This is a genomic window from Sphingosinicella sp., assembly GCF_041916975.1.
Taxonomy (GTDB): domain Bacteria; phylum Pseudomonadota; class Alphaproteobacteria; order Sphingomonadales; family Sphingomonadaceae; genus Sphingosinicella.
On the sequence record NZ_JAYRYK010000001.1, the window covers coordinates 1,591,027 to 1,607,217 of the forward strand.

Consider the following 16,191-nt stretch of genomic DNA (forward strand, 5'->3'; position numbering starts at 1 on the left):
GGCTTATGGGCAGGTTGCAAGGCAAGATCGCGCTGGTGACGGGCGCGGCGCAGGGAATCGGCGCAGGTGTGGCGCGGGCGATGGCACGCGAAGGCGCAGCGGTGATCGCCGCCGATCGCAATGTCGCGGGCGTCGAGGCGCTCGCCGCCGAAATCGGTGCGGAGCCGCTCGCGCTCGACGTGACGAGCGAGGCCGACTGGGCCAAGGCCGCCGCGCACATCGATGCCGCGCACGGCAAGCTTTCCATCCTCGTGAACAACGCGGGCGTCGAACTCGTGAAGCCGATGACCGAGCACAGCCTTGCCGACTGGCGCGGGCTGATGGCGGTGAACGTCGACGGGCTCTTCCTCGGCTGCCGCACCTTTCAGGCGCTGCTCGCGAAGGGCGGCAGCGCGGGCCATCCGGCGAGCGTCATCAACGTGTCCTCGATCGCCGGTCTCGTCGGCTACCCCGACCAGCTCGCCTACAATACGTCCAAAGGCGCCGTCCGGCACATGACGAAAAGCCTCGCGATCGAATGGGCCGCGCACCGGCTGCCGATCCGCTGCAATTCGGTCCACCCCGGCTGCATCCGTACGCCGATGCTGGAAATGGCCGTGGAAGGCTGGGTGCGCGAAGGATCGATCCCGGCGGACGATCCGTGGGCGGCGGTCGCCGCGCTCTGCCCGCTGAACGCCGTGGGGCTGCCCGAGGATATCGCGATGGGCGCGGTCTATCTCGCCAGCGACGAAGCCCGCTTCGTCACCGGTATCGAGCTCGTCATCGACGGCGGATGGGTGGCGCGATGAGCAACCGCAGCGACCGGCTCTGGATGTACGGGACGATGGTGAAAAGCCGCCATTTCGAAGCGCTCATCAAGCCCGCCTATTTCGAAGGCAAGACGCCCGTGTTCAACATGGCGAAGGGGCCGCTTCCCGGCGAGATGCACCTGTCGGACGGGCAGGAGCCGTGCGCTGTGGGCGTCTGCGCGCACCTGCGCCCCGGCGACACGGTGACGGCGACGCATCGCCCGCACCATGTCGCCATCGCCAAGGGCGTAAACCTCGATGCGATGGCGGCGGAGATTTTCGGCAAGGCGACGGGCCTTTCCGGCGGACGCGGCGGGCACATGCACCTGTTCGACGCGCGCGTGAATTTCGCCTGCTCGGGCATCATCGCGCAGGGCCTCGGCCCCGCTGTCGGCGCCGCGCTCGCGAGCAAGCTGCGCGGCGAGGATCATGTGGCAGTCGCCTTTCTCGGCGAAGGCGCGGCCAATCAGGGCGCGTTTCACGAAGCGCTCAATCTCGCCGCGGTCTGGAAGGTGCCCGCCATCTTCGTGATCGAGGACAATGCCTACGGCATCTCGGTCGCGAAGCGCGATTGCACGGCGGTCGCGCGCAATGCGGACCGCGCCGCCGCCTATGCGATGCCCGGCCACTTCATCCCCGGCAACGATCCCGATGCGATCCATGCCGTGGCCGGAGAGGTGATCGCGCGCGCGCGGCGCGGCGAAGGCCCGTCGCTGATCGAGATCGAAACCTGCCGCCTTGAAGGCCATTTCATGGGCGATGCCGAGGGCTATCGCCCGGCGGGCGAGGTCGAGCGCCTGAAGGCGGCCGACCCGATTCCCGCCTATCGCGACCGCCTGCTCGCCCACGGCTTCGACGCCGCCGATCTCGACAAGGCGGAAGCCGATGCGCGCGCCGCCGTCGATGCCGCGTTCGCTGCCGCGCGCGCCGCAGCCTACCCCCAGCCGGAGGAGGCGTTCGCCCATGTCTTCGCCTGAAACCATCACCGCGCCCCGCCCCGCACGGCGCCTCACCATCGCGCGCGCCATTTCCGAAGCGATCGGCCAGGAGATGGAGCGTGATCCCGCTGTCCTCGTGATGGGCGAAGATATCGGCAAGCTCGGCGGCGTGTTCGGCACAACCACCGGCCTCCTCGACAAATTCGGCGCGGAACGCGTGCGCGATACACCGATTTCGGAAACCGCATTCATCGGCGCGGCGGTCGGCCTCGCGGCTTCCGGAATGCGGCCGATCGTCGAATTGATGTTCGTCGATTTCTTCGGCGTCTGCATGGACGCAATCTACAATCTTGCGGCGAAGCAGAGCTATTTCTCGGGCGGACAGGTGACGTGCCCGATGGTGCTGATGACAAGCGTTGGCGGCGGATACGGCGACGCCGGGCAGCACAGCCAGACGCTTTATGCCACGTTCGGGCATCTGCCCGGCCTCAAGGTCGTCATCCCTTCGAACGCGCACGATGCGAAGGGGCTGATGCTCGCCGCGATCCGCGATCCGAACCCGGTGATCTTCATGTATCACAAGGCGCTGCAGGGCATGGGTTGGCTCGGCACCGTGCAGCGTTCGATCACCTATGCGCCCGAGGGCGATTATGTCGTGCCGCTCGGCAAGGCGGCGGTTGTGCGCGAGGGCAGCGACATCACGCTCGTCGGGCTCGGGCTCAGCGTGCATCACGCGCTCGATGCGGCGGCGCGGCTCGAAAAGCAGGGGCATTCCGCAGAGGTGATCGACCTGCGCAGCATCGCGCCGCTCGACCGCGAAACCGTGCGGGCCTCCGTGCGCAAGACCGGGCGTCTGCTCGTGGTCGACGACGACTACATGAGCTACGGCGTCGGCGCGGAGATCATCGCCAGCGTCTGCGAGGCCGGAATTCCGCTTCGTGCCGCACCGCATCGCATCGCCCATCCCGATATCCCCGTGCCGTTCACGCCGGTGATGGAACATTTCGTGCTGCCCGATGCCGACAAGGTGACGGCGGCGGCACTCACCATTCTGGAGCCCTGATCCGATGACCGATATCACCGTTCCCACCGGCCTCTGGAACGACGGCGACGAGGCCGCCATTTCGGCATGGCTCTATGCCGATGGTGACGCTGTCGCGGAGGGCTCCGTGATCGCCGAGATCATGGTGGAAAAATCGAGCTTCGAACTCATCGCACCGGCTTCCGGGACGCTCCATATCGGCGTTGCTGCCGAAATCCCCGTTACAGCGGGAGAGGTCGTCGGCCGCATCGGCTGAACCCTCTTGCTCGATGCTCTTGCCCATGCGCTCGCGCCCGACGCGCCCATTGCGCGCGGGAGCGGCGAGGCAGCGATCGCGGAGGATAGGCTGCGGCTCGATGCGCTGCTCGGCGAAGGGCGCGCAGGCGAGCGCGTGCGGCTCTGGACGAACAGCCGGTGCCTCGTCACGACGCGGCGGTTCTCGCGCATGGAAACTTTCGCCGGCGCAGCGGCCGCCAGTGATGCGCGCGGCTGGCCCGTGTTCGTCCGCGCAAGCGGCGGCACGACCGTCGTTCACCGGCCGGGCATTTTGAATTTCAGCCTGTACGATATTGCGCCCACCGGCACGGTCGATATCAACGCGCGGTTCGAACGCTTCACGCACCGTCTGATCGCCGGGTTCGCCGCCATCGGCGTGGTCGCCGAAACGGGCTGGGTGGCGGGCAGCTATTGCGACGGGCGTTTCAATATCGTCTCGGGCGGGCAAAAGATCGCGGGGACGGCGTGCCTCGTTCGAAAGCGCGGCGGGTGGCTTGGCGTCCTCGCGCACGCGGTGATCTGCATCGACGGCAACCCGCGCGCCGATCTCGCCGCGATCACGGAATTCGAACGCGCGCTCGGCCTCGATATTCCCTACGCGGCCGCGGCTCACACGACTCTGGCGGCACGAATTCGGATGGCGCGCTAAAAGGCATTGGCGGGCCGGAATTCCTTCCGACCCGCCGGGGGATTTATTTCTTGGCCGGAAGCCCGAGCGCGATGCGTTCGATCTGATCCGCGATCTTGCCGGCGCCGACATCCTTGCCGATGCCGTTCGCGATAACGGACACGGTGAGGCGATCCTTCGGGAATTCGTTCAGCGACGAACTGAATCCGAAGATCCCGCCGCCGTGACCGATACGCTGGTGCCCGTCGATGTCGGCGGTGAACAGCGCGTAGCCGTATTCGAACGGCGGCATGTCGCCCGGCCGATCCTTGACGGCCGACCCGCTGTTCTGCCCGTTGTTCAGCTTGCCCGGCGCGATCATCGCCTTGAACGATGCGGGCTTCAGAACTTTTCCGCCGAAGAGCGCCGCGTTCCAGCGCGCAAGATCATTCGCCGACGAGCGCATGGAACCCGCGCCGCCCGGCACCGTCATCGAAATGAATGCGGCGTTCTTGAACTGATTCGGGCCGGCGCCGTCGTAGCCCGCGACGCGGCCGGGCACGATGACGCTTTCATCGTCAAGCGCCGTGTGCGTGAGGCCGAGCGGGGCGAAGAAACGGTCCTGCAGGACGGTTGCGAGCGGCTTTCCTTCCGCCTTCTCGACGACGCCGCCGAGGATGTAATAGGCGGTGTTGCTGTAGTTCCAGCCCGTGCCCGGCTCGAAATCCTGCATCTTCGGCATCTTCGCGAAATGCGCGACCCATTCATCCGTCGTGCGCTTCAGCCCGGCCTCCTGAAGGAAGCTCGGATCGTCGGTGTAACTGTGGATGCCGGAGGTGTGATGCAGCATCTGCTTCAGCGTGACATCAGCGGCGCGCGGAAAATCGGGGTAGTATTTCGAGAGCTTGTCGTCGAGCGAGAGCTTGCCTTCCTCCTCGAGCTTCAGAAGCGCCGCCGCCGTGAATTGCTTAGTGACCGATCCGATGCGGAATATGCTGTCGTTGTTCACCGGCACATTGAGCTCGAGATTGGCGGAACCGTAGCTCTTCACGAGAACGGGCGCGCCATCCTTGTAGACGGCGACCTGAAGACCCGGGCTTTCACCGGCGGCAATGGCATCCTGCACGGCCTTGTCGATGGCGGCCGCAACTGCGCTGGTGTCGGCTGCGAATGCAGTCCCGCAAAACAGCACGCTGATCGCTGCACCGGCTGCAAGCGTTCTCCTGGACAGGGTCATATCTTACCTTTCAAATTGAGTTTGGTCATACTGCCGCGAATGCGGCCTCAAGCGTCCCAGCAAGCATTTCATCAACAACCGTCTCGATCCCGAAACGCAGCGGATCGAAGGCAGGAAGACCGGCCCGTGCGCCCGCGTTCTCGATCGCGCGCCGCGCCGCATCCTCATCGAGCGCCGATGTATTGAGACTGACGCCGACGAAGCGCGCGGCGGGATTCGTGCGCTGCGCGTGCGGCAGATAGGCGGCGATCGCGGCCTCGATCGTGGGCAGCGGATAGTCCGGGAAAAAGCTCGTCATGGTCCGCGCCGGATCGTGGCACAGCACCAGCGCATCAGGCTGGCTGCCGTGCAGCAGGCCGAGCGTTACCCCCGCATAGGCCGGGTGAAAAAGCGCACCCTGCCCTTCGATCACGTCCCAGTGATGGGGCGCGGCGTCGGGAGACAGGGTTTCAGCCGCGCCGGCGATGAAATCCGCGACGACGGCGTCGATCGCGATGCCGCTGCCCGAGATCATGATGCCGGTTTGTCCGGTTGCGCGGAAGGTGGCGTCGATACCCCGCGCGCGCATTGCCTGTGTCAACGCCAGCGCCGTATATTTCTTGCCGAGTGCGCAATCCGTGCCGACCATCAGCGCGCGCCTGCCGGTGCGTTTTCGGCCCGTCGCAATCGGAAACACGGTCTTGCTGTGACGCACGTTGTGCAGCGTGCGCGCCAGCCGGTCCGCGGCTTCGGCGAGGGCCGGAAATGCTTCCAACCGGACATGCAAGCCACTGACGATATCGAGACCCGCTTCAAGCGCTTCGAGCAGAACGCCTTGCCACGCCGCGGGCAATTGCCCGCCGACCGGTGCGACCCCGATCAGAAGCGACCGCGCACCGCGCGCGGCCGCTTCTGATGGCGTCAGGTCCGGGAGACCGATATCGATCGTCGCCGGTGTCAGCCGCAACTGACCGACGCAATCCTCGCGTGCCCAATCCCGCACCCCAAGCGCCGTCTTGGCGAGCGTCGGGGTTTCGGCGTCCGCCAGAAACACCAGATAGGGTTTTGCAATATCGGTCACGAACGGCTTCAGTATTTGAAGCCGAGCCGCATACCGAGCGTCCGCGGCTGGATGATCGTGCCCCTGCCGATAAGCCCCGCGCCGCCGCCGCTCGAATAGTTCGTCAGCCCCTGCGAGTCGGTCAGATTGCGGGCGAACGCCTCGACCGAGATCTGTCCGAACCGGGCACCAAGCCGCAGGTCGAGGGTGTTGTAGTCCGGAATTCGCGCGTGGTTCGTGGTGGCCGGCGACGTCGAAAAGTCGCTGTACCGCGAGCCGACATAGGTCCACGTCACACCGCCCGACAGGGTTGAACCCTCATCAAGCTCATGAACGTAATCGATCGAAACCGAGTTCTGGAATTCCGGCACGTAGGGCAGGCGCTGGCCCGACAGGCCGCCGAAGGCGGGTGCATCTTCGGTGAGACGCGCCCGCGTGTAACCGCCCGTCACCGCAAAGGTAAGCGGCTTCACCGGGTTCAGGCTCAGCGTGTATTCCAGTCCCTCACTGCGTGCGCTGCCGCCGTTGCCCTGAACAGAGAACGTTTGACCATTTGTTTCGGAGACGAAGTCCGTGATGAGCTGCACGTCCGTCCAGTCGATGCGGTAAATCGCGACATCGAAATTGAACACGCGGTCAGCGGTCGATCCCTTGACGCCCACTTCGTAGTTGGTGGTGTTGTCGGAATTGTAGAACGTCGGGAAATCTTCCGGTGCACCGGGCACGATCAGCACAGGGCCGCCGGGGCGGTAACCGGTCGCGAGACGCGCATAGAGTGAGATATCGTTGTTCAGTTTCAAGCGCGGGGCGATCGAATATGTGAACTTGTTTTCGGTCGTCCGGATGACCGGATTTACGATCGGGTCCGGACCGCCGCTGCCGATCAGTCCCGGATCGCTCGTAACCTGCGAGCGCTGCTTGTTGTGCGAATAGCGACCGCCGATCGAAATTTCGAAGCTTTCGCCGAACTTTAGTGTGGCTTCACCGAAACCCGCATATTCCTTGTATTTGGCCGGAAGCGTGCTGCCGCCGAGCGGAAGCGGCGAATCCAGTATGACTGATTCATCATCCTGCTGCACGGCATCGTAATATTGATCGAAGGTGATATCTTCGTTCGTGTAGAAGCCGCCGATCTGCCAATCGAACCGCATGAAGCCGGCATCGACGTCGGTATTCGAAGCGAGCCTGATCTCTTCGTTGAACTTCTTGAAGCTGTCCTCCTGGCGCCCCCAGAGCGCGATCGGTTCACCGTAAACGCCACCGAACAAATCCGCCGCCGTCAGGCCGGGCGCAAGCTGCAAATGCGAAATGTCGCTACGGTAGAAGGATTTGTATTTGCTGTAGCTGGTCGATGAGAACAGGCTCACCCCGCCGAGATCGTAATTGATGACACCGTTGTAATATTCAAACCGGCGGAGTGAGCTTTCCGGTGCGTACGTGTTCAGAATGGGCTCGCCGCCATTTGCGACCTTCGACGCCACGGAGGGCTGAGCGTTCAATCCCCCAACGAGTTCGAGCGAGCCGCTGCCGTCGAAATCGCCGCGCTGCAAAGCCGCCGTCAAACGTATGCTGAGCGCTTCCGTCGGTTCGATTTGAAGCTGCCCGCGCAGACTGTATTGCTCACCGCCGTTGACGTCTTTTTCGTCGCGGGTCGGATTATCGATATAGCCGGCGACATCCTGATAGGTGCCGGTGACGCGCAGTGCGGCGATTTCGCCGAGCGGGACGTTCACGGCACCCTGTGCGATCCAGCCGGTTCCGCCATGGCGCACGGAATCAAAGCCCGCCTGACCGCGCGCTTCGAATACGCCGAGCCTCGGCTTGTTGGTGATGTAGTGCAGGAGACCACCCTGCGCCGTCGCGCCGTAGAGCGTGCCCTGCGGCCCGCGCAGCACTTCCACGCGGTCGAGATCGAACGCCAGAAGGTCTGCCGTGAGCAAGGAGCCGTTGAACAGCGACGAGGCCGACGAAACAACGATGTCGTCCACCATCGTTGCGACCGATGCCCCCGAGCCGCCCGCGTTCTGGCCGCGCAGCACGAGGCGTGTGCCGCCGTTTCCGGTCGCCTGGATCGAAAAGCCCGGAACCTGCGATGCGAAATCGGCGATCTGCGTGAGATTGCGCCGCTCCATGTCTCCGCCGCTGATCGCGCTGATGCTGAGCGGCACGTCGACGAGACGCAGCTCGCGCTTAGTCGCAGTGACGATGATTTCGTTGCCCGTCAGCTCTTCAGACTCCCCGCTTGCGGTTTGCGCGATTGCGGGTGCGCTGATCAGCAAAGCCAGCGCGGAAACCGTTGCCGAAAGAGACCGATTCTGTCGTTGAAACATTTGTCATTCCCCCACATTTGCGAATGGACCGCCATTTAGCGTGCCACACGTCCCAAAAGCCCGTTCGGGCCAGTCCCATCCCAATGCTATCGAACGCCTCCTCAATGTCAACAATGTTTCTATTTTGGAAACGAATTGACGCTCCCTTTTCCGACAACGTGTGGAACCGCGGACACAGGTCAGCGAACGCCGGGGGGATTCACGTTGGAAAGGGAAGCGCAGCGCTCCCCTCCCAACGCCCAGGTTCCAGGATGTCAGCGCGTCTTTAGTTTGCGGGCGCGGGGCCGGGGTGGCGGATCATCGTGCGTGCGCGCGGCCTCGGCAGACGGCTCTCCATAGACGAAATCGTCGGCTCGCTCCGTGCAGACGGCGATGATGTCCGTGCCGCCCGGCGTCTTCGAGAGATAGGCGTGGCCCATGCGGCTATCGATATAGATGCTGTCGCCGGGCTCCAGAATCTCCGGTTCGTAGAACTCGCTGTGCACTTCGAGCACGCCGTCGAGAACGTAAATCCACTCCTCGCCGTCATGGCTGATCAGCGGCCCGAACTCCTCCAGCGTCGCGGCATGCACACGCCCCCTGATCGGCACGATGCGCTTGCGGCTGAGTTCGGGCGAGACGTACAGATAATCGTAGCTGCCTGTCTGGATGTTGCGCCCCTCGCCCTTGCGCGCGACGCTGCGCCTGCCCCCGGCATGAACTGCCGTTTGCGCGGTGTCGGTGAACAGGCTGCCGATATCGACGCCAAGGGCGCCCGTCAGCTTTGTAAGCTTGTCGTAGGTGAGGCCGAGGCGATCGTTTTCCATCTTCGAAAGCGCCGACACGGAATAGCCCGTGCGCTCGCTCATCACGCTGAGGGGAATACCGCGGGCCGTCCGCAATGCCTTGATTTTCTGGCCCAGGCCACCCTGCTCGATCATCTTACTCACCGTTTCAACTACTGGGAGGGACTTATCGCAACTGCTTGCCAAGGACGCAATGTTTCCATATCGGAAAGCATTGGAAATTCGATCCGGGGAAGGGAAACCATGTCGAAAGCCGCACTTCTGCTTCTGGGAATGGTGGCGCTGTCCACCCCCGCCACCGCACAGAGCTATGACCTCCTCATTCGCGGCGGCACGATTTACGACGGGTCGGGCAAGCCGGGCTATGTGGGCGACGTGGCCGTCAGCGGCGGAAAGATCGCCGCCGTGGGCAAGCGCGTGCGCGGCAACGCGGCAAAGGTGATTGAAGCGCGCGGCCTTGCCGTGACCCCCGGCTTCATCGATGCGCACAGCCATGTCGATTTCGGCTTCGAAGAGCGCACCGGACCCATGATCGACGAGCAGGACCTCCTCCAGGGCGTGACGACGATCGTGATGGGACCGGACGGCTATTATTCGCCGGAAAACATCAAGCAGCGCGCAGCGCAGCTGAAAGCGCGCGGCTCGGGCGTCAATTACGCCTGCTACGTCGGACACAACGGCATCCGCGACCAGCTCATGCCCGGCGTCCAGCGTCCGGCGAATGCCGAAGAGACCGCCGCCATGGCGGCGCTGGTCCGTGAGGGCATGGAAATGGGCTGCGTCGGCCTGTCGACCGGTCTGATGTACAACGGCGGCATGTTCAGCGACACGAACGAAGTCGTCGCGCTGGCGGAAGTCGTGAAGCCGTTCGGCGGCACCTACGATTCGCACACGCGCAACCCCTCCCTGCAGATGCTGAAATCCGAGAAGGAAGCCATCGAGATCGGAAAGCGTGCCGGGATTCCCGCGAAGCTTGGCCATCTGAAGGCCACAGGCCTTATCAACAAGGGGCGCATCGGCGACGTGATCGCCGCGGTCGAAGAGGCACGCGCCGCAGGGCAGGAGGTGGTTGCCGACCAGTATCCCTACGACGGGGCCGCCACCGGGCCGCTCGCCGCCATCTTCGTGCTGCCGGGCGGCAAGGAGATGCCGTCCGCCCCCGACGTTCGCGCGGCGCTGAAGGATCCGAAAATGCGCGCTGTCGTCCGCGACCTGACCGAGCACGGCGAGGCCGGCGGCTTCTCGTGGGTCAAGGCGGTCGGTTACGGCAACATGCGCATCGTCGATGTGCCGGGGGCGCCCGAACTCGTCGATCAGAACATCGAGCTGTTGGCGAAGGCTTGGGGGATGGCGCCGTTCGATCTCGTCGCCCGACTCGTCCAGGATCACGGCGACGCGCTGCTCATCACGCTCGGCACGATCGACGAGGGCGACGTGCGGAAGCTCATGGTGCAACCATGGGTGATGATCGCGAGCGACGGCGGCTACAGCGCGCCCGAGGGAGCCGAGATCGACCCCATGGGCTATCATCCGCGCGCGACGGGCAGCTTCGCCCGTGTGCTCGGGCATTACAGCCGCGATCTGAAGCTCTTCCCCCTTGCCGAAGCCGTGCGCAAGATGTCGAGCCTTCCCGCTGCGCATCTTAACCTCACCGATCGCGGCCTGCTGAAGCCCGGCCTCGTCGCGGATATCGCCGTCTTCGACCCGGCGAAGGTCACCGACCGTTCAACCTACGCACGGCCGGCGCTCCGCGCCGAAGGCATGGTCGCCGTCGTCGTCAACGGCGAAACGGTGCTGGAAAGCGGCAAGGTCACGGGCGCGACACCGGGCCGCTTCGTTTCGCGCGGGTCGGCGCCGTCCAGGAAATAGAGGTCGCGTAAGCCCCCCGTAGCTGCCAGGAGTCAACGACCGGGGGTCAGGCTGATCACGTGCTCGGCGACTTTCTCGATCGCCGGGCGCGTATACGTCATCGGTGCGAATTCACCCGCGAGCCATCCGGGCACGAAATCCCCATAGTGCGAGCTTGATGCGTCCGCCGACTGGCCGGGCATGTTCATGAACACCGATTTGTCCCAGTCGCCGACGTCCATGACGATGCGAACGGACGGCCCGTGCACGGCGGCGAGATCCTTGCCCGGGGCCGCCATCGCGATCGTCGTTGCCGATCCGCCCGCCGGGCGCGGCCCGATCGTCATGGCCCTCAGTTCGTCGGCACCAAGGCGCGTGCCGAAGGGAGGCTTCAATTCGAGTGTGTGCACGCCGCCCCACGTCCAGCTTTCCATGTTCGGCCCAAGCCTCCGACGCAGTTCGCCGAGCGTGGCGGTAAAGCTCTCCCGCAGCACAGTTTGCGTTGTGGCAGCAGCGTCCGGCCCGAGCACGGCATCGCGCGTTTCGAGGATACGAAGCGCCGCATCCGCCGCCACGCGCGGCGCCAGCGGCTGCGCATCCGGGGCGACGGCATGGGCAACGAGCGCGGCGCCGAGGTGCGATGCGAGCCAGGTGCCGGCGATCGCCGCGGCGGCGCTGTCGGCGCGCATGTCGCCGTTCCAGTTTCGCAGCAGGCCGAGCGCCTGCGTGCTCTCCGCGTCCCAGCCCTTCACGTCTTTCAGCAGCGCTAGAAGCCGCTGTGCGGAGAGGTCATGGATATCCATCTGCATCGCTGCGGCATCGGCTGCTGAGACACGGTCCTTGCCCGAGAAGAGCTGCGCAAGGCGTTCGTAGCGGCTGCGATCGGCGAATTCGTAACCGAGCGGTACGTCGGCCGGATAGTCCTTCGGCACGTTGCGTTCGTTCGCGGTGGCGATCCAGCCCTCTGCGGGGTCCTTCACGCTCGGAAGGCTGCGCGGCGCGTGGAAGCCATTCCACTCATAGCGCCCGTCGCCCGGAACCGGCATCAGCCCGTCCCAGTTCGGACGCACGGGCGCGAGGCCAGCCGCCGTCCAGCCGATGGCGCCGTCCGGGCCGGCCCAGATGAGATTGAGCGGCGGCGTGCCCCAGTGATCTGCGGCCGTTCTGAAATCCTCCCAGCTTGCGGCGTTCGCAAGCCATGAAGCGGCTGCATAGGCGGAGGTGCCGGGCTCCGACCACACGGAGCGGACCGCATAGGCGCGGTTGTCCTTCGCACTGCGATGGATGACGGGGCCGTGCCGGGTAAACGCCAGGTCCACCGCAACCGGTTTGCCGCCCTTCACCGGGATCGTTTCCCGGACCATGCGCATCTTCTCCCAGCGTCCGCGATAGCGATACCTGTCCGCGTTACCGGACTGCGTTTCGTAGACGTAGACGTCTTCCTGATCCGTGCTGAAGATGGTGAGACCGAACGCACCTTTGCCGTTGTGGCCGAAGGAAATGCCAGGCACCCCCGGCTCACCCGCGCCGATCAGCGACAATCCCGGCGCTTCGATATGCACGACATAGCGCAGGCTCGGCACGGTAAGCGCGCGATGCGGATCGTTGGCGAGGATCGGCCGCCCGGTGGTGGTACGCGATCCCGCGACCACCCAGTTGTTGGAGCCGTCCTTCACATCGTCGGGGAGGGACTCCGCCACTTTCGCGAGCGCATCGAAATTCACGGGGCCGGTGGCGAGCGCGTAATCGTCCATAACGTTCGCATCGATCGTGCAGGGATCGAGCCCTTCAGGCACCTGCGGCGTGTGATCGGGATAAAGACGCTGCGTCGCGCGCGCCGCATCCAGCCCGCCCTTGCAGATGAGGCGGGCGCGCTGAATCTCGGAGCGCGCGTTCATCACTAGCGCATGCGTGCGGATGCGCACGACATCCTCGGCGCGCCAGCGCGCGGGCTTGCTGTCGGTAATCGCGAACTCGCGCGGCAGCGGTTTCGTGCCCGCGCGCACCGCGTCGACATAGGCATTGATGCCCGCGACGAAGGCTTCGTAGTTGTCCTGCGCCCCCGGCCCGTAGCGGCGCCATTCGCTCGCCATGTCGCCGCGATAGAGAAACAGGCGCGCGGCGCGGTCCTGCTCGACATGCGTTTCGCCGAAGCTTTCCGACAGGAGCCCAAGGCCCCGCTTGCGCCACAGGTCGATCTGCCACAGCCGGTCGCGCGCGACGTTGTAGCCCTGGAGGAAATAGGCGTCGTGCGTGTTCGCCGCGTAGATGTGTGCCAATCCCCAACGATCGACGATGATCTCCGCGGGCGCTTTAAGGCCGCGGACCTTCGCGGTCTCGGTGGCAGGTCCGGCGTGCGCGGCAATTGCAGAAAGCGATACGGCCAGCGCCGCGAATACCCGAAGTCGCCTGATCAAACCCTGCCCTCCCCTTGTATCGCCCGGGCTGTCTATAACAGCCCGGGCCGGAAGCGGAAGGATGGCGGGATCAGAACTTCATCCGCGCGCCCACGGTGAAATAGCGGCCGACCATGTCGTAGAGCGCGCCGTTGGTTGCGAACGGCGCCTGGAAGGTCGAGCCGACGATCGGCGGATCCTTGTCGAGCAGGTTCTTCACCGAGCCGTAGAGTTCCATCTTCCACCCGTCGCCCTCGCCGATCTCGTACGATGCGGAGAGGTTCAGGTAGAAGCGGCTGGAAATGTCGTTGTCGTTGATGTCGTTCGGCCCGAACGTCACATCGAACACGCCGCCGCCGACATAACGCCCCGAAAGCCCGAGCGACAGCGGCCCGGTCGTGTAGACGAGGTTCGCCATGCCCGTCCAATGCGGCACGCCGGTTCCCTGCGCCTGCCCCGCACGGTCGACCGAGGTGACGCCATCGCCGGTGATGAGATCGGCGACATAGGTGGCGAGCACGCGCAGGCTGAGCGTGTCCGATCCGATCGCGGTGCGATAGGCGAGTTCCGCGTCGACACCCCGCGTCTGCACGGTCTGGATGTTGACGAAGAAATTGTTGATGTGCCGGATGCTGTCGTCGGGATTGAGTTCGATGAGGTCGCAGAGTTGCGTGTTGCCGCCCACGAAGCAGCGATCGATGATGTTCTGCGTCGTGAGCGTGCCGATCGCGCCGCTGATGTCGATGTCGTAGTAATCGACCGAGAGGCGAAGGCCCGGCAGCATCGCGGGTTCGAGCACGACGCCCGCCGTCCACGTATCGGCCTTCTCGGGCGCGAGCCCCGGATTGCCGGCGCTCAGCGAGCTGACGAAGGGCGATGAACCGTCGCGCGGATCGCGAACGTTCGCGAAGCTGAGCCCGGAAACGCTGAACAGCTCGGTGAGGTTCGCCGCACGGATATCGCGGGAGAGCGTGCCGCGCAGCTTGATGCCCTTCGTCGGCACATAGGTGCCGCCGATCTTCCACGTCGTCACACTCGCGCCGGTGCTGTAGTCCGTGTAGCGCAGCGCGCCGTTCAGTTCGAGAAGCTCGGCAAGCGGCGCGTCGCTCAGCAGCGGCACCACCGCCTCGGCATAAGCCTCCTTCACGTCGTAATGACCCGCGAGGCTCTTGGGATTGCCGATCATGAAGCCGTTCGCCTGCGAGATCGCGTCGGCCACCGATTTCACCGACTCGCGGCGATATTCGAGACCGAACGCCAGCGACACCGGCCCCGCCCACGTCGAGAAGGGCTCGCCCGAAAAATCGAGCGCGGCAGCGTGCTGGCGGATCTTCGATTCGACGACCTGATCCTCGGTCACGTAATCGATCGCCGCGGCCGAAGGCGATCCGTAGCCGAACAGATTGATGGGCACGCAGCCCGGATTGGTGGCGAGGTTCCGGCAGACGGGCTGCTCGGTCAGCGGATCGATGATCGAATCGATCGCCGCCGTCATCCGCGCGTTGACGAGATTGCCGAGCGACCGGTCGGTGCGGCGTGTTTCGCCATAGGTGTAATAGGCCGACCAGCGCCAGGTATCGCCGAAATTGCCGTCGAGCGAGGCAACGGCGCGATACACTTCGCCGTCGAGATCGGTGGTGATGTAGCCGATATCGGTGTTGATCCGGCCCATCTGGAACTGGGTGATGCCGTTCGTCTCCATCGTGCTGCGAACGGACTCCGGCAGGAAGGCGTTCTGCTGCGAGATCGTGTAGGGCGAGAGGGTGAAAGACGCGGTCGTCGCGTTGGTGCTCCTAGACCGTGCATAGGACCCTTCGAGCGACAGGCGAACATTGTCGGCGATGTCGTAGTCGAACATTGCGTAGACGCTGCGCCGGCGGTGCGGTGTCACCAGCGAGATGTATTTGCCCTGATTGATACCGTCTCCGCCGACCATGTAGGTCGAGCCGAGATAGCTGCCCGTCGTGAACGGCGAGACCGTGCCGCCCGGTCCGAACTGGAGGAAGCGCAGCGGCCCCGCCGTGACGATGAGCCCGCCTTCCGTCCGGTTCGATTGGTGGACATCACGCGAAAGGATGCGCGCGGGCTCGCCGTTCGTGGGCGTATAGAGCGGGTTCACGAACACCTGCCAGCCCTCGGCGCCCCATTTGCGGTCCTGCTGGTCCAGAATGCCGCGGCTGTCGAAATATTCGCCCGAGACCACGAAATGCCCGCGACCGTCGGCGATATCGGTGCCCCAGCTTGCCGTGATCTGCGTTTCCGCATTGTCGCCGCGGCTGCTGATCCCGGCCTGCAGCCCGAGTTCGAGACCTGTTTTCTCACGGTCGAGGATGAAGTTGACGACGCCCGCGACAGCGTCCGAGCCCCACGCGGCGGAGGCGCCGCCGGTCACGACCTCGACCCTGTCGATCAGCCCCTGCGGGATCAGGTTCACGTCCACCGTGCCCGCGATCGTCGATTGCGTCGCTGAGGGGACGAACCGGCGGCCGTTCACCAGCACCAGCGTGCGCGGCGCCCCGATGCCGCGGAGGTTCAGGAAGTTGGCGCCCGAGGTCGCGGTGCTGTTGCCGCCCGTCGCTGGCGTGGTGTTCGGCAGGAACGAGGGGATCTGGTTCACCGCCTCGGCAAGCGTCGATGCGCCCTGCAACGCGATATTATCGACATCGAGCATCGTCGTGGGCGTCGGCGCGGTGAAGCCGCTGCGCATGATGCGCGAGGCCGTGACGACGATGTCTTCGTTTCCGGAATCCGCTTCCTGCGCAAGCGCCGCCTGAACCGGCATCATCGGAAACGCGGCGGAGAGCAGCGCGGCCTTTGCCGCCAGACGGCGCCCCCGCTGCCAAATGCCCGCACGAACCCGTTGCCGCGCACGCGGCTGCATAACAGTCTGTCCCATTGCTTCCCC

Annotated in this window: 12 protein-coding genes; 6 read left to right on the top strand and 6 right to left on the bottom strand. The window is 64.9% G+C overall.

The window, feature by feature from the left end; genetic code table 11:
- Window positions 1-5 precede the first annotated feature (5 nt).
- The 5 genes from ACE3TJ_RS07395 to ACE3TJ_RS07415 are packed head-to-tail and all read left to right on the top strand — an operon-like array spanning window position 6 to window position 3,693.
- Window positions 6-788, top strand: coding sequence for an SDR family NAD(P)-dependent oxidoreductase (locus ACE3TJ_RS07395; RefSeq protein WP_374595370.1), 783 nt, complete (start codon window positions 6-8; stop codon window positions 786-788).
- The gene (locus ACE3TJ_RS07400; protein ID WP_374595372.1) at window positions 785-1,765 is read left to right on the top strand and encodes a thiamine pyrophosphate-dependent dehydrogenase E1 component subunit alpha; all 981 of its coding nucleotides are present in this window, start codon (window positions 785-787) and stop codon (window positions 1,763-1,765) included. The genes ACE3TJ_RS07395 and ACE3TJ_RS07400 overlap by 4 nt, the downstream gene beginning before the upstream one ends.
- Window positions 1,752-2,789, top strand: a complete 1,038-nt coding sequence (locus ACE3TJ_RS07405; RefSeq protein ID WP_374595374.1) for an alpha-ketoacid dehydrogenase subunit beta — start codon at window positions 1,752-1,754, stop codon at window positions 2,787-2,789. The genes ACE3TJ_RS07400 and ACE3TJ_RS07405 overlap by 14 nt, the downstream gene beginning before the upstream one ends.
- A gap of 4 nt (window positions 2,790-2,793) precedes the next feature.
- Window positions 2,794-3,024: a biotin/lipoyl-containing protein gene (locus ACE3TJ_RS07410; protein ID WP_374595376.1), complete on the top strand. Its 231-nt coding sequence runs from the start codon at window positions 2,794-2,796 to the stop codon at window positions 3,022-3,024.
- Between the two features lie 6 nt (window positions 3,025-3,030).
- A complete protein-coding gene (locus ACE3TJ_RS07415; protein WP_374595378.1) occupies window positions 3,031-3,693 on the top strand; it encodes a biotin/lipoate A/B protein ligase family protein in 663 nt (220 codons plus the stop codon).
- 43 nt (window positions 3,694-3,736) lie between these two features.
- Here ACE3TJ_RS07415 and ACE3TJ_RS07420 read toward each other — a convergent pair whose 3' ends face one another.
- The 4 genes from ACE3TJ_RS07420 to ACE3TJ_RS07435 form a co-directional block, all read right to left on the bottom strand.
- Window positions 3,737-4,888 carry a serine hydrolase domain-containing protein gene (locus ACE3TJ_RS07420; protein WP_374595380.1) on the bottom strand — a complete coding sequence of 384 codons (1,152 nt, stop codon included), beginning with the start codon at window positions 4,886-4,888 and terminating at the stop codon, window positions 3,737-3,739.
- A 25-nt stretch (window positions 4,889-4,913) separates the two neighbouring features.
- Window positions 4,914-5,948: a DUF1611 domain-containing protein gene (locus ACE3TJ_RS07425; protein WP_374595382.1), complete on the bottom strand. Its 1,035-nt coding sequence runs from the start codon at window positions 5,946-5,948 to the stop codon at window positions 4,914-4,916.
- A gap of 8 nt (window positions 5,949-5,956) precedes the next feature.
- Entirely contained in the window at window positions 5,957-8,257 is a 2,301-nt protein-coding gene (locus ACE3TJ_RS07430; RefSeq protein ID WP_374595384.1) for a TonB-dependent receptor, read from the bottom strand.
- A gap of 254 nt (window positions 8,258-8,511) precedes the next feature.
- Window positions 8,512-9,177, bottom strand: coding sequence for a helix-turn-helix domain-containing protein (locus tag ACE3TJ_RS07435; RefSeq protein WP_374599345.1), 666 nt, complete (start codon window positions 9,175-9,177; stop codon window positions 8,512-8,514).
- A gap of 108 nt (window positions 9,178-9,285) precedes the next feature.
- On the opposite strand from ACE3TJ_RS07435, the gene ACE3TJ_RS07440 reads away from it, so the two are divergent.
- Complete coding sequence (locus ACE3TJ_RS07440) at window positions 9,286-10,911, top strand: amidohydrolase family protein (RefSeq protein ID WP_374595386.1); 1,626 nt, start codon at window positions 9,286-9,288, stop codon at window positions 10,909-10,911.
- A gap of 32 nt (window positions 10,912-10,943) precedes the next feature.
- On the opposite strand, the gene ACE3TJ_RS07445 is transcribed toward ACE3TJ_RS07440, so the two are convergent.
- Both ACE3TJ_RS07445 and ACE3TJ_RS07450 read right to left on the bottom strand, forming a co-directional pair.
- Window positions 10,944-13,307: a penicillin acylase family protein gene (locus ACE3TJ_RS07445; RefSeq protein WP_374595388.1), complete on the bottom strand. Its 2,364-nt coding sequence runs from the start codon at window positions 13,305-13,307 to the stop codon at window positions 10,944-10,946.
- A gap of 70 nt (window positions 13,308-13,377) precedes the next feature.
- Window positions 13,378-16,182, bottom strand: a complete 2,805-nt coding sequence (locus ACE3TJ_RS07450) for a TonB-dependent receptor (RefSeq protein ID WP_374595390.1) — start codon at window positions 16,180-16,182, stop codon at window positions 13,378-13,380.
- Window positions 16,183-16,191 lie beyond the last annotated feature (9 nt).

Excerpts from the sequence above, each read along its gene's own strand:
- ACE3TJ_RS07400 (WP_374595372.1), top strand. The coding sequence starts at position 785 with ATGAGCAACCGCAGCGACCGGCTCTGGATGTACGGGACGATGGTGAAA.
- ACE3TJ_RS07430 (WP_374595384.1), bottom strand. The coding sequence starts at position 8,257 with ATGTTTCAACGACAGAATCGGTCTCTTTCGGCAACGGTTTCCGCGCTG.
- ACE3TJ_RS07395 (WP_374595370.1), top strand. The coding sequence starts at position 6 with ATGGGCAGGTTGCAAGGCAAGATCGCGCTGGTGACGGGCGCGGCGCAG.
- ACE3TJ_RS07435 (WP_374599345.1), bottom strand. The coding sequence starts at position 9,177 with ATGATCGAGCAGGGTGGCCTGGGCCAGAAAATCAAGGCATTGCGGACG.
- ACE3TJ_RS07410 (WP_374595376.1), top strand. The coding sequence starts at position 2,794 with ATGACCGATATCACCGTTCCCACCGGCCTCTGGAACGACGGCGACGAG.
- ACE3TJ_RS07450 (WP_374595390.1), bottom strand. The coding sequence starts at position 16,182 with ATGGGACAGACTGTTATGCAGCCGCGTGCGCGGCAACGGGTTCGTGCG.
- ACE3TJ_RS07405 (WP_374595374.1), top strand. The coding sequence starts at position 1,752 with ATGTCTTCGCCTGAAACCATCACCGCGCCCCGCCCCGCACGGCGCCTC.
- ACE3TJ_RS07420 (WP_374595380.1), bottom strand. The coding sequence starts at position 4,888 with ATGACCCTGTCCAGGAGAACGCTTGCAGCCGGTGCAGCGATCAGCGTG.
- ACE3TJ_RS07440 (WP_374595386.1), top strand. The coding sequence starts at position 9,286 with ATGTCGAAAGCCGCACTTCTGCTTCTGGGAATGGTGGCGCTGTCCACC.